This window comes from Streptomyces sp. NPDC017520, assembly GCF_044329855.1.
GTDB lineage: Bacteria > Actinomycetota > Actinomycetes > Streptomycetales > Streptomycetaceae > Streptomyces.
On the sequence record NZ_JBIRKB010000013.1, the window covers coordinates 33,314 to 54,634 of the forward strand.

Genomic DNA, 21,321 nt, shown 5'->3' on the forward strand with positions numbered 1-21,321 from the left:
CCCCGGGGGACCCGGGGGACCCGGGGGACCCGGGGGACCCGGGGGACCCGGGGGACCCGGGGGACCCGGGGGACCCGGGGGACCCGGGGGACCCGGGGGACCCGGTGGACCCGGTGGACCCGGTGGACCCGGTGGACCCGGGGGACCCGGTGGACCCGGTGGACCCGGTGGACCCGGTGGACCCGGTGGACCCGGGGGACCCGGTGGACCCGGTGGACCCGGTGGACCCGGGGGACCCGGTGGACCCGGTGGACCCGGTGGGCCCGTCCCGCTCTTCCCGCTCGTCCGCTTCGCGCGGCTCGTCCCCCGCCCGGCCGGCCGGGGCGGGGTCGGCCGGACTCGTGCCAGCACCCATGGGGTTCCCTCCGGATCCGGCCGTCAGCCCGTTGCCGCGGCGTCGGCGGCCTCGGCGGCGGCCCGCTCGGCGGCCTCGACCACGTTGACCAGCAGCTGCGCGCGGGTCATCGGGCCGACGCCCCCGGGGTTCGGGGCGACCCAGGCGGCCACCTCACGGACCCCGGGGTGCACATCGCCGACGATCTTGCCGTCCGCGTCCCGGCTGACGCCGACGTCGAGCACGGCCGCGCCCGGCTTCACGTCCTCCGGCTTGATCAGGTGCTGGACCCCGGCGGCGGCGACGATGATGTCGGCCTGCCGCAGGTGGGAGGAGAGGTCCCGGGTGCCGGTGTGGCACTGGGTCACCGTGGCGTTCTCCGACTTGCGGGTCAGCAGCAGCGGGATCGACCGGCCGATGGTGACACCGCGTCCGACGACCACGACGTGCGCCCCGTTGATCTCCACGCCGTGCGCGCGCAGTAGCTGGACGACGCCCTGCGGGGTGCAGGGCAGCGGGCCGGTCTCGTTGAGGACGAGACGGCCGAGGCTCATCGGGTGCAGCCCGTCGGCGTCCTTCTCCGGGTCCATCAGCTCCAGGATCCGGTTGGTGTCGATGCCCTTGGGCAGCGGCAGCTGGACGATGTAGCCGGTGCACTCGGGGTTGGCGTTGAGCTCCCGGACGACGTCCTCGATCTCCTCCTGCGTGGCGGTGTCGGGAAGTTCGCGCTGGATGGAGCCGATGCCGACCTGGGCGCAGTCACGGTGCTTGCCGTTGACGTACCACCGGCTGCCCGGGTCGTCCCCGACGAGCAGGGTTCCGAGGCCGGGAGTGATCCCCTGGGCCTTGAGGGCCGCCACACGGACGGTCAGATCGGATTTGATCGCGGCAGCGGTGGCCTTGCCATCGAGAATCTGGGCAGTCATGCGCCCATCCTCGCGGATGACCCCGCCCGCATACCAATTGCCGGTGCCGCCCCCGTACCGGACATTGCACTTGCACAACTTCCGGGGCTCCGGACTGGACAAACATATGTTCTGCTTATAACGATGAGGGACGCGGTTGTACGGGGGGGCGGGCCGCTGATCGATGTCCTTCCTCCGTGTGGCCATCTCGTCCCCACACGCCTGTTGAAGGAACACCCCTTATGAGCTTCGGCGACCCGAACAACCCGTACGGGCAGCAGCCCGGCCAGCCGCCCCAGGGCCCGCCGCAGGGACAGCCCGGTTACGGCTACCCGCAGCAGGCTCCGCAGGGTGTCCCGCCGCAGGGCTACGGCTACCCGCAGCAGCAGCCGGGGTATCCCCAGCAGCCCGGCTACCCGCAGCAGCCCGGCCAGCCCTACGGCGGCGGCTACCCGCAGCAGCCCGGCCAGGGCGGCATGCCGGAACTGGCCCACTGGGGCCTGCGCTTCGGCGGGACCATCATCGACGGGCTCATCATCTTCATCCCGTACATCCTCTTCTTCGCCATCGGCGGCGCCATGGGCGACTCGGCCGGCGGCGTCATGATCATGATCGGCGCTCTCCTGGCCTGCGGCTTCGGCATCTGGCAGGTGTACCAGGAGGGCACCACCGGTCAGACGATCGGCAAGAAGGCCGTGGGCATCCGCCTGCTGCGCGAGGCCGACGGCCGCCCGCTGGGCTTCGGCATGGCCTTCGTGCGCCGCCTGGCCCACATCCTCGACTCCCCCTGCTACATCGGCTTCCTGTGGCCGCTGTGGGACGCGAAGAAGCAGACGTTCGCGGACAAGGTCTGCTCGTCGGTGGTCGTCAAGGCCAACTGATCAACGTGATCCACCTGATCAGGTGGATCAACCGCAGCACCTCGCACGTGCGAAGGCCGCTCCCGGCGAACGGGTGCGGCCTTCGCGCGTACGGGCCCGGGGCCGCCGCTGTCGGCCCTGCCGGGACGCTGTCAGTCCCCCCGGGCCCTCGGGATCTCCGCCGGCTCCGGTGACGTGCGCTCCATCACCACGAAGCTGCCGCCCCGGTGCTTGAGCCGGTAGGACGCCTCGGGGTGCAGCTGCTGGGCGTACGCCACCGGGTCCTGGATCGGACGGGACCAGCCGAAGTCCAGGTTGATGGCGACGATGTCGGGTGCGGTGCCCGGGGCTCCGCCGATCCAGTAGACGGTGCGGTCGGAGGTGAGGTGGGCCATCAGCGTGATGTCCGTCTCGACCCGCGCCCCGGCCGGGATGGCGTCGAGCGCCGCCCGGGCGGCCTGGCTGCGGGCGTCGTCGGTGCGGTAGGTCTCCGGGCGCAGCAGGTCGCGCAGCGGCAGGTGCTGGGTCATCGCGACGGCGATCGCGGCGGCGACGGGCACGGCTACCTTCGCGTACGAGGCGAGCCAGGGCCGGTGCGAGGCGCGGCTGCGGCGGACGCCGTCGGCCAGCGCGAGGAAGAGCACCGGCATGAGGATCGCGCTGTAGTGCCAGACCATGCCCCAGTGGTTGCTGTCCTGCGAGAGCAGCCGCCAGCCGAGCGTGGGAACGATCAGCAGCGTGAGCGGTGAACGCAGCGCCATGAACGCGGTGATGCCGATCAGGAAGACCAGCATCTCGATCTTGACGGAGGAGTTGAGGACGCCGAGGACGGAGTCCAGCATCGAGACGTCCTGCTCACCGTTCTTGTCGATCTTCTGCCAGTAGTCGTAGGTGCCCGCGCTGCTGGCCGCCGGGATGAGGACCATGAGCGTGACGACGAAGGCGGCGACCCCGAAGGCGGCGAGCAGCGCGCCCTGGAGGCGGCGGCCGTACACGAAGAGCAGGAAGCCGACGACCGCCACGGTGGCGCCCAGGTCCTCCTTGACCAGGACCAGGGGGAGCGACCACAGGAGCGCGGCCGTGTACCGCTCCAGGAGCAGGGCCCGGCAGACGAGGGCCAGCAGCGGTACGGCGAACGCGATCTCGTGGAAGTCGGCCTTCACCGCTTCCTGGATGCCCCAGGAGAGCCCGTACGCGACGGTGACGCAGAGCCCCGAGCGCCCGCCGAGGAGCTGCTGGGTGGTACGGCCGACGATGACCGCTCCCAGCGCGAACAGCGCGGCCTGCGCGAACAGCAGGGACTCGGCCGACGGCCAGAGCCAGTACAGCGGGGCCAACAGCGCCACGATCGGGGAGAAGTGGTCGCCGAGGATCAGATAGCCGGGGCCCTTGATGTCGACGACCGGGGCGTCGAACCCGGCGTACGCCCGGACCTCCTGCTCGAAGATCCCCAGGTCCCAGGAGGGCGAGCCGAAGCGGCTGTACTGGAAGTACGCGTAGAGGAAGTAGAGCGCGCACAGGATCGCGCCGGCGACGACGTACGGGCGCAGGGGCACGCGTTCGGTGGCGGCGTCTGCCGCGCTCGGGGCGTCGCCGGCCGGGCGGGTGCCCGGGGCGGCGTCGGGCCCCGGGTCCTGGGCGGGCAGGCGGCCCGGTCCCGGCCGGTCGTCCGTTCCACTCTTGTTCAGCTCAAGCACGGTGGCTGCTCCCGCTGGGGATGGGTACGGCCGTGGGTTGGCCACGGCCGTGTCATTAGAACAGAGCGGCGAGCGGATTCCGTACGACGGACACGGCGGTGGCCGCACCCCTGGGACGGGGTGCGGCCACCGGGGCGACCGCTGGGTCGGTCAGTGGAAGAAGTGGCGCGTGCCCGTGAAGTACATGGTCACGCCGGCCTTCTTCGCGGCCTCGATCACCAGCTCGTCGCGGACGGACCCGCCGGGCTGGGCGACGGCCTTGACGCCGGCGGCCGTAAGGATCTCCAGACCGTCGGGGAACGGGAAGAACGCGTCGGACGCGGCGTACGAACCGGCTGCCCGCTCCGCGCCCGCCCGCTCGACGGCGAGCTTCGCGGAGTCGACCCGGTTGACCTGGCCCATGCCGACGCCGACCGAGGCGCCGCCCTTGGCGAGCAGGATCGCGTTGGACTTGACGGCGCGGCTCGCCTTCCAGGCGAAGGCCAGCTCCTTCAGCTCGGCCTCGGAGAGCGCGTCGCCGGTGGCGAGCGTCCAGTTGGCCGGGTCGTCGCCATCGGCCTGGAGGCGGTCGGCGACCTGGAGCAGCGCACCGCCGTCGATCGACTTCACCTCGAACGCGGCGGTCGGCGCCTCGGGAGCGCGCAGCACGCGGATGTTCTTCTTGCGGGCCAGCACCTCGACGGCGCCGTCCTCGTAGGCCGGGGCGACGATGACCTCGGTGAAGATCTCCGCGACCTGCTCGGCCATCTCGACGGTCACCGGGCGGTTGACAGCGATGATCCCGCCGAAGGCCGAGGCCGGGTCGCAGGCGTGCGCGTTGCGGTGCGCCGTGGCGACGTCGTCGGCGATGGCGATGCCGCACGGATTGGCGTGCTTGATGATCGCGACGCACGGCTCGGCGTGGTCGTAGGCGGCTCGGCGGGCGGCGTCGGTGTCCGTGTAGTTGTTGTAGGACATCTCCTTGCCGTGCAGCTGCTCGGCCTCGGCGAGACCGCCGTCGCCGGAGGTGTAGAGCGCGGCGGGCTGGTGCGGGTTCTCGCCGTAGCGCAGGACGTTCTTGCGCGTGTAGGTGTCGCCGAGGAACGCGGGGAGACCCGAGTCGTCGGCGGCCGCGTAGCCGTCCGCGAACCAGGAGGCGACGGCCACGTCGTAGGCGGCGGTGTGCTGGAAGGCCTCGCCGGCGAGCCGGGCGCGGGCGGCGAGGTCGAAGCCGCCGGCCTGGACGGCAGCGAGGACGTCGGCGTACCGCTCGGGGCTGGTGACGACGGCGACCGAGGGGTGGTTCTTGGCGGCGGCGCGGACCATCGAGGGGCCGCCGATGTCGATCTGCTCGACGCACTCGTCGTCGGAGGCGCCCGAGGCGACGGTCTCCTTGAACGGGTAGAGGTTCACCACGACCAGGTCGAACGGCTCGACGCCGAGTTCGGCGAGCTGCTCGCGGTGGGAGTCGAGACGGAGGTCGGCGAGGATGCCGGCGTGGACGCGGGGGTGCAGCGTCTTGACGCGGCCGTCCAGGCACTCGGGGAAGCCGGTGAGCTCCTCGACCTTGGTGACCGGAACGCCGGCGGCGGCGATCTTCCCGGCGGTGGAGCCGGTGGAGACGAGTTCGACGCCCGCCTCGTGCAGACCGCGGGCGAGGTCTTCGAGCCCCGTCTTGTCGTAGACACTGACCAGGGCGCGGCGGATGGGCTTATTCACCGACATGACCGAGATGAACCTTTCGTCCCTCAATGCGATAGCCGTCACGGGCGATCCGCCCCACGGCCTCGACGAGCAGCGAGCGCTCGACTTCCTTGATGCGTTCGTGAAGGGCGGCTTCGCCCTCCGGGGTGTCCTCCTCGGTCACCTCGACCACGCCCTGCGCGATGATCGGACCGGTGTCGACGCCGTCGTCGACGAAGTGGACGGTGCAGCCCGTGACCTTGACGCCGTACGCGAGTGCGTCACGCACTCCGTGGGCGCCGGGGAAACCGGGCAGCAGGGCGGGGTGGGTGTTGACGGTCCGGCCGCCGAACGCGGCGAGGAACGCCGGACCGACGATCTTCATGAAACCGGCGGACACGACGAGGTCCGGGCGGTGCGCGGCGACCTGTGCGGCGAGCGCCTCGTCCCACTCGGCGCGGGTCACGTGGTCCTTGAGCTTGCACACGAACGTGGGGATTCCGGCCCGCTCCGCGCGCTCCACGCCACCGGTCCCGTCGCGGTCCGCGCCGACGGCGACGATCCGTGCCCCGTACGCCGCCGGGTCGTCGCCGATGGCGTCGAGCAGAGCCTGGAGATTCGTACCGGATCCGGAGACCAGCACGACCAGCCGGGCAGGAGAGGCGGAGGGGGGCGGGGAGGCCACGTCGGGGCCCTTTCTCACGTGATGACCGCAGGGTGACGCAGATGCGGCCTGCTCTTTGTAGGGTCGTACGAAAGTATCGCTTCGCCCGATACGGGGAACCCTACGAACGGGCCGACCGTCAGCAACGATACCGGCACACCCGACGGCCCCCACGGGACGGGGGCGTGACCGGGAGGTAGCGTCAGGGGACAGCGAGCCGTCCACCGGGCGGACGAACCGTCCACCGGGCGGACGAACCGTCCTACGGGCGGACGAACCGTCCGTCCCACGGGCGGACATGACGAGATGGGGAAGACGTTCACCACATGCCGGACCGACGCCGTCGCACCGACTTCCGCCTCCCCCTGCCCGAGCGGTCCGCTCCCCTGATGCGGGAAGGTTTGCCCTCTTCGCCGGACTCCTCGTCCCCGGGCTCCTCGTCCTCGGGTCACTCCTCGCCGGATTCCTCCTCGGGGTCCGCGCCGGCCTCCGGCTCCGCCGCGAAGCCCCAGGAGGACAACCCGTTCGCCGCGCCGCCCGTGGACCGCCCGGACCAGCCGTGGCAGCCGCGCCGCCCCGCCGGGTCCGACGGGTCGGAGGGAACGAACGGTTCGGACGGGAACGGTGGGCCCGACGGGGACGGCTCCGCCGGGGGCCGCCCGTCGTGGGGCAGCCAGTGGAGCAGCAAACAGCCCGGCCGGGGCAACGGCGGCTTCGGCGGCCGCCCCGGCGGGAACGGCTCCGGCGGCCCGGGAGGCAAGGGCGGACCCGAACGCGGCGGTCCGGGCGGACTGCGCTGGGACCCCACGGACCCCGCACAGCGGCGCGCCCGCTACGCGGTGCTCGGCGGTATGTGGGCCTTCTTCTTCGCCCTCTTCGACCTCTCGGAGCTCGCCCTCCTTCTGGGCGCGCTCTCGACGTACTGGGCGATCAGCGCGCTCCGCACCCCGATGAAGAGCGCCTCAGCCACGGACCGCACGGCGGCGGGCGGCACGGGAGCGTCGGGGACCGCAGCGGGGACCGGGAGCGGCACGGGGGCCACGGCGGGCGATGTCTCCGGAGCCTCGCCCACCGCACCCACGCCCGCCGCGCCGCCGAACGTCAGCAGCCGGCAACAGACCACGGCGGCGGTGAGCGGACTGGTGACCGCCCTGCTGGCGCTGCTCATCGTGGCGACCACGTTCACCGTGCAGCTCGTCTACCGCGACTACTACACCTGCGTGAACGACGCCCTGACCAAGACGGGCGCGCTGTCCTGCAACGACCAGTTGCCGAAGCCGCTGGAGCCGTTCTTCGGCGTCAAGGAGTAGGCCCCGGGCGGTCCGCTTCCGGCGCGGGACGGCCCGCGGCGAAACCGGCGGCATCAGCAGAATCGGCGGGGCCGGCCTGACCAGCGGGGTCCGCGGGGTCCGCGGGGTCGGCGGGACCAGCAGGACCAGCAGGACCAGCAGGACCAGCGGGGAAGTCGGCCATCAGGCCGCCGGACCCTCGCTTCAGGGAGGCCCAACGGGCCTCCCTGAAGTCTTTCTCATGCCAGTCTTTCTCGTGCCGGTCTTTCTCGTGCCGGTCTTTCTCGTGCCGGTCCTTCTCGTGCCGGTCCTTCTCGTGCCGGTTCTTCTCGTGCCGGTTCTTCTCGTGGTACGGGTCTGTCGGCAGGAAGTCGTACGGCTCGAACCCCGCGTCCGCCCTCCCCACCCCCGGCCCGGCCCCGCCGAACAGATCGGCGGAGTCCGTTTCGGGTCCCGTCCCGGGGGCCGGAACGGCGGACGCGGCGGGTGCCGCGGAACCGCCCTGCGCCGCGCCGCCGGACGCGCCCGCCGCCCTTCCCCGCCCGCGCCACGGCGCCCACCAGCGGCGCGGACGCCCGATGGCGGCCTGCGCCTCCGCCACCGCCTTCTCGTCGGGCGCGGTCGCTTTCGCCGTCGCATTTGTCGGCGTCGGCGTCGGCGCTGTCACCGGGGCCTCGCCCGCTTCCGGTACGTCCCTGCGCCAGGCCCAGCCCGGGGTGCGCAGGCGCCACAGCCGCAGGAGCAGGACCGCCGGTACGCCGATGCCCGCGGTCCACGCCAGTGCCGCCGGCCCGGCCAGCCACCACACCGGGCCGAACTCCCTCAGCGCCCCGGTGCCGAGCGGCCCGCCGGCCACCGCCATGAGCAGCCCCGTCACGGCACCGCAGGCCAGCGCGGCGAACAGCGTCACCAGCACCGTCTCGCGCCGGCTCCACGCCTGAGCACGGGGCGCGTCGGCGGGCGCGGCCCTGCGGGCGGTGAACCAGGCGACCGCCAGCGCGGCGGCCACCGGCACCGCCAGGGCCGCCCCGCTCAGCAAGGAGCCCGGCCCCTGGTCCGGCACGGCCGCCAGCAGGGGGAAATGGGGCGCCGCCGGAGTCCCGTCGAGGCCCAGCGGGGTGGCGGTGGCTCCCGTACCGAGCGAGAAGCCGGGCCCGAGACCGTACGAAGCTCCCCACAGTGCGGCGTTCGGCACGAGCGAGGCGGCCAGCAGGAGCACGGCGAACCGTCCCGACCAGTCGCCCGCGAGCCCCAGGAACGCGTCCTGCGCCGCCCCCGCGTTCCGGCCGAGCGCCACCGCGACCAGCAGCGCACCACCCCCGAGCAGCACCGTCACGCCCGCCGCCGCCGACCGGCACGCCGCCTTGGCCCGGTCCCGGAAGAGCGTCCGCGCGATCGCCTCCTGAAGTACCAGGGGAGACCAGGACGGCAGGGGTCCGAGCGGCCGGCCGGCCGCCGTCCACACCCCGGCCGCCGCGGCACCGGCCACCACCAGCGCCACCGGGAACACCAGCGTGTCCGGGTCCGGGCGCAGCGAACCGCCCCGCGCACCGGCCGCCGCCCCCGCCACAACCAGGAGGTATCCCGCGGTCACCGCGCAGAACGCGCCCGCCTGCGAAGGCCTGGGCCGCCCCTCCTCCGGCTCCGCCGCATCGCGCGCAGCGCGGTGCGCCAGCCAGACCGGGCCCACCACGAGCAGCAGCGGCACGATGGACACAGGGGCGGGAACGCCGCTCAGGGTGTCGGGCCGCACGAGTCCCGCGCCGTGCGCGAGCAGCCAGACCCCGGCCGCCGCGCGCAGCGCACCGCCCGGCCCGCTGTCGGGATACGGGGAGCTGATCCACAACACCATGACCAGTACCGTCAGCGACCCGAGGCCGAGCCCGGCGGCGACGGCTCCCCGCACCAGGGCGGAGGCCAGGGCCAGGGTGCGGTTCCGCTCGGCCGTCGCCTTCGGGCTGCGTTCCGTCATCTGGGTCACGCGGCCCATGCTGCCAACGACACGCGCTTATTCCGCGTAACGCGCGAACAGCCGTTGTGTCGCCCAATATACGTTTATGTACTTTTTCACTCAGTGCGGCGCTGCCGGGGGTCGTCCATGACCCGGAGCACGACCGACGAGGCCGCCGCACCGCAGCTGCCCTCCCCCAAGGAGCGCCGCAGACTGCGCGAGGCGAAATCGCTGAGCGAGGAGCAGGTAGCGGCGGCGGTCGGCGTCACGCGCGCCACCGTGCGCTCCTGGGAGACGGGGCGCACGAGCCCGCGCGGACGCAAGCGCGCGCTGTACGCGAAGCTCATCGCCCCCGAACTGGCGGCGCCCACCCCCGAACCGGCGGCGCCCACCCCCGAACCGGAGGCGCCCACCACGACGCCACCAGCGGCTGCGCCTGTGCCTGCGGGTGTGGGTGTGGCTGTGCCTGCGGGTGTGGGTGTGGCTGCGCCCGTGCCTGTGGGTGTGCCTGTGGGTGTGCCTGTGGCTGTGGCTGTGGCTGTGGCAACGCAGGGGCACCCACCCGAAGCCCCTCCCGACGCCCCTCCGGAGGCACAGGTGCCGGTGGTGGTGGCGGACACGGCGGCGGAGGGGGAGGCGGAAGAGAAGAGGGAGGTGGGCACGGAGGCGGCCGGCGAGCGGCGTCTCTCCCCCGCCGAGGCGTTCGACGAGCTGTACGCCCGGACCGCCCCCGGCCTCGTCCGGCAGGCCTATCTGCTGACCGGCCGCCGCGCCCTGGCCGCCGAGTCCGTCGAGCGTGCCTTCCAACTGGCCTGGCACCGCTGGCCGGAGGTGGCCGTCGACCGCGACCCGGCCGGCTGGGTGCGCGCGGCGGCGTACGAGTACGCGATGTCCCCCTGGCACCGGCTGCGCCGCGCGCACCGACACCCCGACGCCCCACCCACGGAACCGGGTAAACAGGCGCTGTTCGACGCGCTGCTCGACCTGCCCCCGGCCTACCGGCGCACGCTCCTCCTGTACGACGGGGTCGGCCTGGACCTCCCGGAGACCGCGGCCGAGACGGAGGCCAGCACCCCGGCTGCGGCGGGCCGTCTGATGACCGCCCGCGCCGCCGTCGCCGAGCGGCTCCCCGAACTCGCGGCCGCGGGCTCGCCCGCCGAGCAGTCGGCCCTGCTGCACGACCGGCTGGGCGGGCTCGCGCGCGCCGAGCACGTACCCGTACCGCAGCCGGCCCGTGCCGTGCGCACCGGCAGCGAGGACAGGGCCAGGCTATGGACCCGGGCCGCCATCGCGGGTGTCGCGCTGCTCATCGCCGTGACCGGACTGACCCTGCACACCGCGCCCACCCACTACGAGCCGCCGATCGCCCCCGCCGAGCGCGTCGGGGGCGTACCGCCCCGCGGTGGTCCGCAGAAGCTCACCGCCCAGGATCTGAAGCTCCAGAAGTCGCTGCGCGAGCAGCTGTCGCACGGCCCGGAGCGGCTGCTTCCGCAGCTCCGGTGAGCCGCCACGCGGACTGAGCCGTCACCCGGACGACAGGCGCGCACGCAAACGACAGGCGCGCACCCGGACGACAGGCGTGTACGCGAACGACAGGCGTGGACGCGAACGGCCCGGGCCCGCACCCCTGCATGACAGGGAGTGCGGGCCCGGGCCGTTCGCAGCGTGTCTCCGCCGCCTGACCGACTGCGTCAGGCGCCGAGGATCTCGCGTGCCAGCTTGGCGGTCTCGGTCGGCGTCTTGCCGACCTTGACGCCGGCGGCCTCAAGGGCCTCCTTCTTCGCCTGGGCAGTGCCCGAGGAGCCGGAGACGATGGCGCCGGCGTGGCCCATGGTCTTGCCCTCCGGGGCGGTGAAGCCCGCGACGTAACCGACGACCGGCTTGGTGACGTTCTTCGCGATGAAGTCGGCGGCACGCTCCTCGGCGTCGCCGCCGATCTCGCCGATCATCACGATGAGGTCGGTCTCCGGGTCCGCCTCGAACGCAGCGAGGGCGTCGATGTGCGTGGTGCCGATGACCGGGTCGCCACCGATGCCGACGGCGGACGAGAAGCCGATGTCACGGAGCTCGTACATCATCTGGTAGGTCAGCGTGCCGGACTTCGACACGAGACCGATACGGCCGGGCTTGGTGATGTCGCCCGGGATGATGCCGGCGTTGGACTGGCCGGGGGTGATGAGACCCGGGCAGTTCGGGCCGATGATCCGGGTCTTGTTGCCCTTCGCGCCGGCGTACGCCCAGAAGGCGGCCGAGTCGTGGACGGCGATGCCCTCGGTGATCACGACGGCGAGCGGGATCTCCGCGTCGATCGCCTCGACGACGGCGGCCTTCGAGAAGGCCGGCGGCACGAAGAGGACGGACACGTTCGCGCCGGTCTTCTCCATCGCCTCGGCGACGGAGCCGAAGACCGGTACCTCGGTGCCGTCGAAGTCGACGGAGGTGCCGGCCTTGCGCGGGTTCACGCCGCCGACGATGTTGGTGCCGTCGGCGAGCATGAGCTTGGTGTGCTTCATGCCCGTCGCGCCGGTCATCCCCTGGACGATGACCTTGCTGTCCTTGGTGAGGAAGATAGCCATGGTGGTCTGAGTCCCTCTTCCTTACTTCGCAGCCGCGGCGAGCTCGGCGGCCTTGTCGGCCGCGCCGTCCATGGTGTCCACACGCTGCACGAGCGGGTGGTTGGCGTCGGAAAGGATCTTGCGACCCAGCTCCGCGTTGTTGCCGTCGAGACGCACGACCAGCGGCTTCTCGACCTTCTCGCCCTTGGACTCGAGCAGCGCGAGCGCCTGCACGATGCCGTTGGCGACCTCGTCGCAGGCGGTGATGCCACCGAAGACGTTGACGAAGACGGACTTGACGTCCGGGTCGCCGAGGATGATCTCCAGGCCGTTCGCCATGACCTCTGCGGAGGCGCCGCCACCGATGTCGAGGAAGTTGGCGGGCTTCACGTTGCCGTGGTTCTCACCGGCGTACGCGACGACGTCCAGGGTCGACATGACCAGACCGGCGCCGTTGCCGATGATGCCGACCTCGCCGTCGAGCTTGACGTAGTTGAGGTTCTTGGCCTTGGCGGCAGCCTCGAGCGGGTTGGCTGCGGCCTTGTCCTCAAGCGCCTCGTGACCCGGCTGACGGAAGTCGGCGTTCTCGTCGAGAGACACCTTGCCGTCCAGGGCCAGGATCCGGCCGTCCTTGGTCTTGACCAGCGGGTTGACCTCGACGAGGAGCGCGTCCTCGGCGACGAAGGTGTCCCACAGGGTCACCATGGCCTCGGCGACGCCCTCGGCCACGTCGGCCGGGAACTTCGCCTGGGCCACGATCTCGCGGGCCTTGACGATGTCGACCCCGTCAACGGCGTTGACGGGGACCTTCGCGAGGGCCTCGGGGGTCTTCTCCGCGACCTCCTCGATGTCCATGCCGCCCTGCACCGAGGCCATGGCCAGGAAGGTGCGGTTGGTGCGGTCGAGGAGGTACGAGACGTAGTACTCCGCCTCGATCTCCGGGGACAGCTCGGCGATCATCACCTTGTGGACCGTGTGGCCCTTGATGTCCATACCGAGAATGTCGGTCGCCCGGGCGACCGCCTCGTCGGGGTCGGCCGCCAGCTTGACGCCGCCGGCCTTGCCTCGGCCACCGACCTTCACCTGCGCCTTGACGACAGACTTGCCGCCCAGCTTCTCGGTCGCCTCGCGGGCTGCCTCAGGCGTGTCGATGACTTCACCGGCCAGCACCGGTACACCGTGCTTGGCGAAGAGGTCCCTCGCCTGGTACTCGAACAGGTCCACGCGCGTCCGTCCCTTTTAGTGGTATCGCGGTTCGTTCTTCTGCGTGGGCGTGCCGCGATGGGCAACGTGACTGCGCGGTCACAAGGAAGGCGTACACGGTGTCCGAGTACGCGGCATGTCCATCCGGCAGGTTATCCCCGCGCTCCGTGTGACCCTAAATCGCAGATCCCACCTGAGCGGTGATAACGGTCACAGGGGGTGGCCCCTCCGGCCCCCGGGCGGGTCTTGCCGGGAGCCGGAAGGGGCTGGTCGGAACCGGAGCACCCGGCCCGGGTCCCCTGGGCCGAGTACTCCGATGTGGTGAAACCGTGCGACCTCTCAGCCCGCGCCGTCCGCCCCTGTCGGACTTCTCAGAGCCGACATGTCAGAGCCGACATCTCGGCGCCGACTTCTCGGCGCCGACTTCTCGGGGAGGGGGCTTCTCGGGGAGGGCTTCTCCGAGCCGGCTTCTCCGAGCGGGCTGCTCAGAGCGGGCTGCTCAGAGCCGGTTGCTCAGAGGAGGCTGCTCAGAGCGCGGGCAGCACGTCCGTCACGAAGGACGGGGCGACGGAGGTGACGCCCTGGACGCCGGAGCCCGCGTGACCGACGGCGGGGCGGGCGTCCTCACTGACCGTGTCCGCCAGACCGCCCGCGAACGGCAGAGCCTGCGCCCCGACGCCCTCGGCCAGCGGCTGGACCCGGGTGGTGACCCCCTGGACGAACGGCGCGACCGCGTCACCGGTCAGCCCCTCGGCGAGCGGCGCCACCTCGGAGGCGACGCCCCCGGCGAACGGCAGGGCCGCACCCGTGACGTCACCCGCCAGCGGCTGGACCTCGGTCGTGACGCCCCGCACGAAGGGCGCGGCCTCGTCGCCGACGACGCCCTGGGCGAACGGCGCGACCTCGCCGACGACTCCCCGGGCGAGCGTGCCGACGTCGCCGACCGCCTGCCCGACGACCGGGACCGCGACGCCGACCGCGCCCGCGGCGAGTGGCGGCAGCACCGAGTCGGACGTCTGCCCGACCACGGGTCCTGCCTCGGCCAGCGCCCCCTGGACGGCGGCCGGCGCCTGGTTCTGCGCGTAGCCGGGGATCTGCTCGATCGGTCCGAAGAGGTAGTCGATCTCGTCGGCCGGCGCGGCGGGAAGCCGCACGGCCCCGGGCACCTGCTGTACGTCGCCGAGCTCCGGGACCTGCGCGGCCTGCGCGGCCTGCGGGACCTGCGGCGCACGCACCTGTGACGGGAGGCCGTCCCGTACGTCGGCCGCACCGGCGGCCTTGCTCCCGGCCTCCGTCAGTGTGTCCTTGACGCCGTCGGTGCCGTCGATGCCATCGACGGCCTTGGGGTCCTTGAGGGCCTTGGTGCCGGTGACGTCCTTGACGGCCTTGACGTCCTTGACGTCCTCGACGATCTCCGTCGCGTCCGGGGCCTCGGCCGCCAGGTCCGGGGTGGAGAGCGGCACGGACACGGGCAGCTCGTCCGCGCTCGCCGCGGCGGTGCCGAGCGCCCACATACCGGTGGCGGTGGCGGCGACGGCTATGGATCGGCGCATGTTCTTGTGCATGGGTGTGTCAGATCCTTCGAAAATGTTCGGCAGTCCGGAGAACTCCGGACGCGGGCAGACCTGTTCCGCCCCCGCGCGGCAGGTCGAGGCGGGGAACGGCCTGCCCTAGCCGGGGAATGCGAGGATCTCGCCGGATCTGTCGGGGATCGGGGCGGCGGTCGCCGGGAGGCCCGCTCCCTGCACGGTCGCGGTGAACGGACCACTCGGGGCAGGGACCGCGTGCAGGTCGCCGCCGCGCGGCCCCTGACCGTCGGCCACCGCCGTACGCACGAGGTCGCCGCAGGGACCGAGCGGCGCACGGCCCGGAGCCGGCGGGGGCTCGGAGACCGGCGCGAGCCCGCTGTCCGGCGCTCCGGATATCTCCGGCACGACCGGGGCGGAGCTCTGGTCCGCGATGCTCCGGTCGTGGTCGGCCGCGGGCTCGGCAGAGGCGTCCGCCCCTGCGTCGGCGGGCGCCGCCGTGCCGCTCCGTGGCCCACGACCGGTGTCCGGCAGGGAAGGTGACGGTGCACCGGGTATGTCGGGTCCTCCACCGGCCACGGGGAGGACGGGGAGCACGGAGGACAGCGGGGGAAGCCCCGGCAGGGGCGGCACCAACGGCCACACCTCCCCGGCGATCCGGTCCACGGTGGATGCAAGGGCGCCGGCGGGGGCAAGGGTGTCGGCGGGAACAAGGGCGCCGGCAGGGTCAAGGGTATCGGCGGGGGCAAGGGCGCCGGCGGGGGTCGCGGGTTCGGCGGCTGGTTCCGCGGCTAGTTCGGCGGCGGGTTCGGCGGCTGGTTCCGCGCCGGATTCCCCTACAGGTTCCGCAGGGGCCTTCTGTACGGTCCACTGCTGTGCGGCCTGTTGCCGGGCGGCCCGCTCGACCGGCTTGATCACTGTCCTGACCACCGGCTGGGTCGCCGGCTCGACTGCCGTACGGACGGCGGCCTCAGAGGCTGCGACCTCCGGCACGGCGTCCGCCACGGAGGCGGTGAGCGGGCCCGGGACAGGACGCTCCCGCGCTTCCGCGTGTCCACCCGCGAGGAGACCCAGGGCCAGCAGCCCGCCGAGGAGCAGCACCGCCTGTACCGCGCGTCGCCCCGCCGTACCCCGCGCAGGGCGCGGATCGACGGCTGCGCGAGCAGCGGCGGTTGCGGTCACCTCGGTGGATCCTCTCTGGTGCACGGCTGGCGGAATGCGCCCCTCCGCGAATGACGGGTCGATGCTTGCACGAGCCCGTGGGGGTCGCGCAAGTCCCCGGTTACTGTTGGGTCTCCTTGTCCGGTATGGGCAGTGGCCTCTTCTCGATCGCCGCAGCCATGACGTCCGGGAAGAGATCCGGCGTACAGGCGAACGCTGGTGCGCCCAGCGCCCCGAGCGCCGCCGCGTGCTCGTGGTCGTACGCGGGTGCGCCCTCGTCGGAGAGCGCGAGCAGCGTCACGAACTGCACGCCGGAAGCCTTCATCGCGGCGACCCGCTTGAGCATCTCGTCGCGTATGCCGCCCTCGTAGAGGTCGCTGACGAGGACGACGACGGTGTCCGCGGGGCGGGTGATCTTCGACTGGCAGTAGGCGAGCGCCCGGTTGATGTCGGTGCCGCCGCCGAGTTGGGTGCCGAAGAGGACGTCGACCGGGTCGTCGAGCTGGTCCGTGAGGTCGACGACCGCCGTGTCGAAGACGACGAGCCGGGTCGAGAGGGTGCGCATGGAGGCGAGCACCGCCCCGAAGACCGAGGCATGGACGACCGACGCGGCCATCGAGCCCGACTGGTCGATGCACAGGACGATGTCCTTCTTGACGGACCGGGAGGCGCGCCCGTGGCCGATGAGACGCTCGGGAACGATCGTGCCCGTCGGCGGCGCGCCGTCGGCCCCCGGGACGGGGAGGTAGTTCTTGAGGTTGGCCCGGATGGTGCGGTTCCAGTCGATGTCCCGGTGGCGGGGCCGGCTGATGCGCGCCGAGCGGTCCAGGGCACCGGTCAGGGTGGCCCGGGTGCGGCTCTCCAGACGCCTCTCCAGGTCCTCGACGACCTTGCGGACGACGACCCGTGCGGTCTCCTTCGTCGTCTCGGGCATCGCCTTGTTGAGGGAGAGCAGGGTGCCGACGAGGTGGACGTCCGCCTCGATCGCCTCCAGCATCTCCGGTTCGAGGAGCAGGGCCGCCAGGCCGAGCCGGTCGATCGCGTCGCGCTGCATGACCTGGACCACGGAGCTGGGGAAATAGGTCCGGATGTCGCCGAGCCAGCGGGCGACGGAGGGCGCCGACGCGCCGAGGCCCGCCGTACGGCCACCGGAGCCCCGGCCGCCGGGCTTCTTCCCCGCGCCCCCGCCGTACAGCGCCTCCAACGCACCGTCCATCGCGGCGTCCTGGCCGGTGAGGGCGCGCGCGGCGCCGTCGGCACTGTCCGCGCCGAGCACCATCCGCCAGCGCCGCAGCCGTTCGGCGTCAGGCACGTGCGGGGCGGTGGTCCGCGCCGTCCCGGAGGTCTGTGCCGTCGTCCGCTCCATCGTCTCCCCCGTCGGGTCCGTCGCGCCGTGCCCCCTCATGCCCGAGCCCGTCGCGCTGTGGCCTGTCGCGCCGTGACCCCTCATGCCCGGGCCCGTCGCGCTGTGGCCTGTCGCGCCGTGACCCCTCATGCCCGGGCCGGTCGCTCTGTGGCCTGTCGTACCGTGGTCGGTCGTGCCCGGGTCCGTCGCGCTGTGCCCTGTCGTGCCCGGGTCCGTCGTGGTCGTCGTCATCCGGCTGCCTCACCGGCCTCCGGTCCGCGGCCGATCAGCAGGCGCAGCACCGGCTCCACCGCGTCGGCCCTGACCCGGTCGAGACCGGGTCCGAAGCCCCCGGACGCCCGAGCGGCGTCGTCCCGGCGGGCGCCCTCGGGGACGGGCCCGCGCCGGACCAGCTCGCCCAGCGCGCGCCGTACGCCCGGGTCGTACGCGGAGAACGTGCGGCGCAGCAGCGGCAGCACATCGGTGAACATCTCGGCGGGGACACCGGTCAGCCAGGCGTCGACGAGGCCGAGCAGCCGCTCGTCGTGGACCAGCAGCATGCCGCCGCCCGACGCCCCGCCCACGAACCCCTCGATCCAGGCGGCGGCGTCGGCGGGCGGCGTTCCGGGCGAGAGCGCCAGGCCCATCAGCCGGGCCGCCTCGTCCTCGGCCAGCCGTCCCTCGTCCAGGAGCAGCCGGGTGGCCCGGCCCCGGATGACCCCGGCGACCGTGTCCCGGGCCGCCAGCTTGTGCAGAACGGCGTCCCAGCGCTCCCGCAGCCCATCGGCGGGGGCCGCTCCGGCGAGCAGGAGCCCGATCGCACCGTGCACGGCCTCCATCCGACGGCGCAGCGCCTCGGCTCCGTCGCCGTCGAGGCCGGTGCAGGCGGGCGGCAGGCCGACGCAGATCCGCTCGGCGAGTCCGGCGGCGACCTCCGCGAGCGCCGCCGTGTCCGTGGAGCGCACGTCCCCGTACCGCAGGGAGCGGGCCAGGGCGGGCAGCGCGTCCGCGAGGTGGCCGACGTCCGCGTCGAGTGCGGCCCGGTCGGCGAGGGCCCTCATCACGACGGGCAGCGCGTCGGGCAGTCCGGCCAGGAGGCAGCGCTCGGCGAGTACGGTGACGTCGGCCAGCGCGGTCGCCGCCACGGCCCCCGACTCGGCCTTCGCGGTGGCGGCGGTGAGCACGGTGGTACCCCACACGCCCGCCTCCGCGACCTGGACGTGCAGTTCCGGTTCCCAGCTCAGCCGCCAGCTCTCCCGGAAGGTGCCGGTGCTGCCCCGGCCCTCGACCGGGTCGCCCCAGCCGACGTCGAGGAGGCGCAGCCGGTGCAGGAGGCGGCTGCGGGCGGCGTCGGTCTCCTTGCGCAGGTCGAGGTCCAGCTCGCGTTCCGATGCCTCCGGCTTGAGCCGGAGGGTGCGCTGGCTGCGGGTCAGGTCCCGTTGCAGCGGGACGGCAGGGGCGGCGTCCGGCACCTCACCGAGGGTCTCGCCGACGATGAGCCGGTCCCGGACGAGGGCGAGCGGGACGTCGGACCCCTCGCACATGACGGCCCGCACCGCGTCGGTCGTCTCGCCGAGGCCGGCCAGCGGGCGGCCCCGGAGGGCTGCGAGGGTCTCGGCGAGCCGGACGGCCTCGATGACATGGGCGGTGGAGACGAACCGGTCCTCCTCGCGCAGCAGTCCGGCGACCTGGGTCATCCATCGCTCGATCGGCCGGTCGGCGACGTCGAAGAGGTGCCCGTACCAACCCGGCGAGTCGATCCCCGCCCCGTATCCGCTGTGCCGGGCGAGCCTGCGGTGTGTCCAGGGCACCCAGGTGAGGTCGGCCTTGACCTTCGGGAGGCCCTTGAGCAGGGCGCGGTCGGCGGCGAGAGTGGTCCGCGCGGCGAGGGCGGGAACGTGCCAGGCGCCGCAGACGACGGCGACGTCGTCCCCGAATTCCTTGCGCGCGGTACGCAACTGGATCCGCATGTACGCCTCGCGCACCGCGTCCCGGGGCTGCCCACCCTCGCCGTACACCTCGCGGAGAGCGCTCATGGCCTCTGCCAGCGCGACGAACGGCGCGAGCGCGTCGCCCCCGTCGCCCACCTCGCCCCCATCGCCCCCACCGTTCTCGTCCGCCATGACTCCGGGCGGGCCGCCGGTGGGCGTCGCTCCGGAGGGTGTCGCTCCGGTGGGTGTCGCTCCGGTGGGTGAGCGGTGCTCGACGACGTCCTCCCACCAGCGTTCGGGATCGTCGTATCCGGCGGTCTCGGCGAGGACCCGGATCGGGTCGACGAGCGGCGTGGCTTCTTCCTCGGCCCGCTCTCCCGCCGCCGACTCCTCGCTCCCGATGCCCGGCGCGGATTCCTTGAGCGCGAGGGAGTGGGCTGCCGGGAGGTCGATGAAGCGGACCGGGACGTCGTGGTCGAGAGCCCAGCGGATGGCCACCCACTCTGGCGAGAACGCGGCCATCGGCCAGAAGGAGGCCCGCCCCGGGTCGTCCACGGCGTGCGCGAGCAGCGCGACGGGAGGACGCATCCGCGGGTCTGCGGCGAGGGGCAGCAGCGCGTCGCCCTCCGGCGGCCCCTCGATGAGGACTGCGGCCGGACGGGCCGCCGCGAGCGCGGCGAGGACCGCGCGGGCCGACCCGGGGCCGTGGTGCCGTACCCCCAGGAGCCAGGGCCCGGCGGCCACGCGGGGCCCCGGCCCGCCCGTGCCGGTCGTGGCCGGGGCTCCGGTCGCCCCTGGCGCCCCGGTCGTGGCCGGGGCCCCGGTCACCGCTGCCGCCCCGGTCGTCGTCGCTGCCGTCTCGGTCGTCGTCGCCGCCGTCCCGGTCGTCGTCGCCGCCGTCCCGGCGGGGCTCGTCATGCGGATACCTCGCGGCAGGCGCGGTAGAAGTCCTTCCAGCCGTCCCGCTCGCGGACCACGGTCTCCAGATACTCCTGCCAGACCACCCGGTCCGCCGCCGGGTCCCGCACGACCGCGCCGAGGATGCCGGCCGCGACGTCGCCGGGGCGCAGGACGCCGTCGCCGAAGTGGGCGGCGAGTGCGAGACCGTTGGTGACGACGGAGATCGCCTCCGCCGTGGAGAGCGTGCCCGAGGGGGACTTGAGCTTGGTGCGCCCGTCGGTGGTCACCCCGTCGCGCAGTTCGCGGAAGACCGTCACCACGCGCCGGATCTCGGTCAGGCCCTCCGGCGCCGCGGGCAGGTCGAGCGAGCGGCCGATCTGGTCGACCCGTCGGGACACGATGTCGACCTCGGCTTCCGGGGTCGCGGGCAGGGGCAGCACGACGGTGTTGAACCGGCGGCGCAGCGCGCTGGACAGCTCGTTGACGCCGCGGTCCCGGTCGTTGGCCGTGGCGATGAGATTGAAGCCGCGGACCGCCTGGACCTCCTGCCCCAGCTCGGGAACGGGGAGCGTCTTCTCGGACAGGATCGTGATGAGCGAGTCCTGCACGTCGGCCGGGATGCGGGTCAGCTCCTCGACCCGGGCGGTCATGCCCTCGGACATCGCCCGCATCAGCGGACTGGGCACCAGGGCGTCGCGGCTGGGGCCGTGGGCGAGCAGCTGGGCGTAGTTCCACCCGTAGCGGACGGCTTCCTCGGGCGTCCCCGCCGTGCCTTGCACGAGCAGCGTCGAGTCACCGCTGACGGCGGCGGCGAGATGCTCGGACACCCAGGTCTTGGCCGTACCGGGGACGCCGAGCAGGAGCAGCGCCCGGTCGGTGGCGAGCGTCGTCACGGCCACCTCGACGAGGCGGCGCGGGCCCACGTACTTCGGCGTGATCACCGTGCCGTCCGGCAGGGTCCCGCCCTGCAAATAGGTGGCGACGGCCCAGGGCGACAGCCGCCAACGGGCGGGCCTCGGGCGGTCGTCGGCGGCTTCGAGCGCCTTCAGCTCGTCGGCGAACGCGTCCTCGGCATGCGGGCGGAGCGCTTTGGCGCCCACCTCCGGCTCGACGGCCGCGGTGGTTTCGGACACGGTCATGGATCCCCCTCCAGATCGTTCGACCTGATGTGGTTCCCACCGTGCACCATGCCACTGACAACGGGCCCTGACCGCAGGTCAGGACCCGTTGGGAGGCGCGCGAAACCGACTCGGCCGCCCCCGCCGGACCCGCGCTCGACCAGTCACTCAGGCGCTCGGCCGCTCGGCCAGTCGGCCGGTCAGCCGGTCAGCCGGTCAG

The 21,321-nt window shown here is 73.1% G+C and carries 15 protein-coding genes; 3 read left to right on the top strand and 12 right to left on the bottom strand.

The features are described from left to right. Window positions 1-378 precede the first annotated feature (378 nt). The gene (locus ACH4KB_RS27325; protein WP_215107657.1) at window positions 379-1,260 is read right to left on the bottom strand and encodes a bifunctional methylenetetrahydrofolate dehydrogenase/methenyltetrahydrofolate cyclohydrolase; all 882 of its coding nucleotides are present in this window, start codon (window positions 1,258-1,260) and stop codon (window positions 379-381) included. Window positions 1,261-1,481: 221 nt separating this feature from the next. On the opposite strand from ACH4KB_RS27325, the gene ACH4KB_RS27330 reads away from it, so the two are divergent. After that, entirely contained in the window at window positions 1,482-2,120 is a 639-nt protein-coding gene (locus tag ACH4KB_RS27330) for an RDD family protein (RefSeq protein WP_398068543.1), read from the top strand. 131 nt (window positions 2,121-2,251) lie between these two features. Here the strand turns inward: ACH4KB_RS27330 and ACH4KB_RS27335 are convergent, their stop codons facing one another. The 3 genes from ACH4KB_RS27335 to purN form a co-directional block, all read right to left on the bottom strand. After that, window positions 2,252-3,796 (bottom strand): DUF2079 domain-containing protein, encoded by a 1,545-nt coding sequence (locus ACH4KB_RS27335; protein WP_398068544.1) that lies wholly within the window; start codon window positions 3,794-3,796, stop codon window positions 2,252-2,254. Between the two features lie 150 nt (window positions 3,797-3,946). Beyond that, window positions 3,947-5,500: a bifunctional phosphoribosylaminoimidazolecarboxamide formyltransferase/IMP cyclohydrolase gene (gene purH, locus ACH4KB_RS27340; protein WP_398068545.1), complete on the bottom strand. Its 1,554-nt coding sequence runs from the start codon at window positions 5,498-5,500 to the stop codon at window positions 3,947-3,949. Then, entirely contained in the window at window positions 5,487-6,143 is a 657-nt protein-coding gene (gene purN, locus ACH4KB_RS27345) for a phosphoribosylglycinamide formyltransferase (protein WP_398068546.1), read from the bottom strand. The genes purH and purN overlap by 14 nt, the downstream gene beginning before the upstream one ends. Window positions 6,144-6,448: 305 nt before the next feature. Here purN and ACH4KB_RS27350 point away from each other — a divergent pair, with 305 nt between their 5' ends. After that, a complete protein-coding gene (locus ACH4KB_RS27350; RefSeq protein ID WP_398068547.1) occupies window positions 6,449-7,432 on the top strand; it encodes a hypothetical protein in 984 nt (327 codons plus the stop codon). Here the strand turns inward: ACH4KB_RS27350 and ACH4KB_RS27355 are convergent. After that, window positions 7,422-9,383 (bottom strand): DUF6350 family protein, encoded by a 1,962-nt coding sequence (locus tag ACH4KB_RS27355; RefSeq protein WP_398068649.1) that lies wholly within the window; start codon window positions 9,381-9,383, stop codon window positions 7,422-7,424. The genes ACH4KB_RS27350 and ACH4KB_RS27355 overlap by 11 nt on opposite strands. Window positions 9,384-9,509: 126 nt before the next feature. Here ACH4KB_RS27355 and ACH4KB_RS27360 point away from each other — a divergent pair, with 126 nt between their 5' ends. Continuing rightward, the gene (locus ACH4KB_RS27360; protein WP_398068548.1) at window positions 9,510-10,865 is read left to right on the top strand and encodes a helix-turn-helix domain-containing protein; all 1,356 of its coding nucleotides are present in this window, start codon (window positions 9,510-9,512) and stop codon (window positions 10,863-10,865) included. A 188-nt stretch (window positions 10,866-11,053) separates the two neighbouring features. On the opposite strand, the gene sucD is transcribed toward ACH4KB_RS27360, so the two are convergent. The 7 genes from sucD to ACH4KB_RS27395 all read right to left on the bottom strand — a co-directional run bounded on the left by sucD (window position 11,054) and on the right by ACH4KB_RS27395 (window position 21,122). Then, window positions 11,054-11,938, bottom strand: coding sequence for a succinate--CoA ligase subunit alpha (gene sucD / locus ACH4KB_RS27365; RefSeq protein ID WP_018955930.1), 885 nt, complete (start codon window positions 11,936-11,938; stop codon window positions 11,054-11,056). Window positions 11,939-11,959: 21 nt separating this feature from the next. Continuing rightward, on the bottom strand, window positions 11,960-13,141 hold the full coding sequence (gene sucC, locus ACH4KB_RS27370; protein ID WP_097871141.1) for an ADP-forming succinate--CoA ligase subunit beta: 1,182 nt from the start codon (window positions 13,139-13,141) through the stop codon (window positions 11,960-11,962). A gap of 506 nt (window positions 13,142-13,647) precedes the next feature. Beyond that, window positions 13,648-14,685: a hypothetical protein gene (locus ACH4KB_RS27375; protein WP_398068549.1), complete on the bottom strand. Its 1,038-nt coding sequence runs from the start codon at window positions 14,683-14,685 to the stop codon at window positions 13,648-13,650. Window positions 14,686-14,790: 105 nt separating this feature from the next. Next, entirely contained in the window at window positions 14,791-15,828 is a 1,038-nt protein-coding gene (locus ACH4KB_RS27380; RefSeq protein WP_398068550.1) for a hypothetical protein, read from the bottom strand. A gap of 100 nt (window positions 15,829-15,928) precedes the next feature. Continuing rightward, a complete protein-coding gene (locus ACH4KB_RS27385; RefSeq protein ID WP_398068551.1) occupies window positions 15,929-17,212 on the bottom strand; it encodes a VWA domain-containing protein in 1,284 nt (427 codons plus the stop codon). A gap of 188 nt (window positions 17,213-17,400) precedes the next feature. Continuing rightward, window positions 17,401-20,001 carry a DUF5682 family protein gene (locus ACH4KB_RS27390; protein ID WP_398068552.1) on the bottom strand — a complete coding sequence of 867 codons (2,601 nt, stop codon included), beginning with the start codon at window positions 19,999-20,001 and terminating at the stop codon, window positions 17,401-17,403. Beyond that, the gene (locus ACH4KB_RS27395; protein ID WP_398068553.1) at window positions 19,998-21,122 is read right to left on the bottom strand and encodes an AAA family ATPase; all 1,125 of its coding nucleotides are present in this window, start codon (window positions 21,120-21,122) and stop codon (window positions 19,998-20,000) included. The genes ACH4KB_RS27390 and ACH4KB_RS27395 overlap by 4 nt, the downstream gene beginning before the upstream one ends. Window positions 21,123-21,321 lie beyond the last annotated feature (199 nt).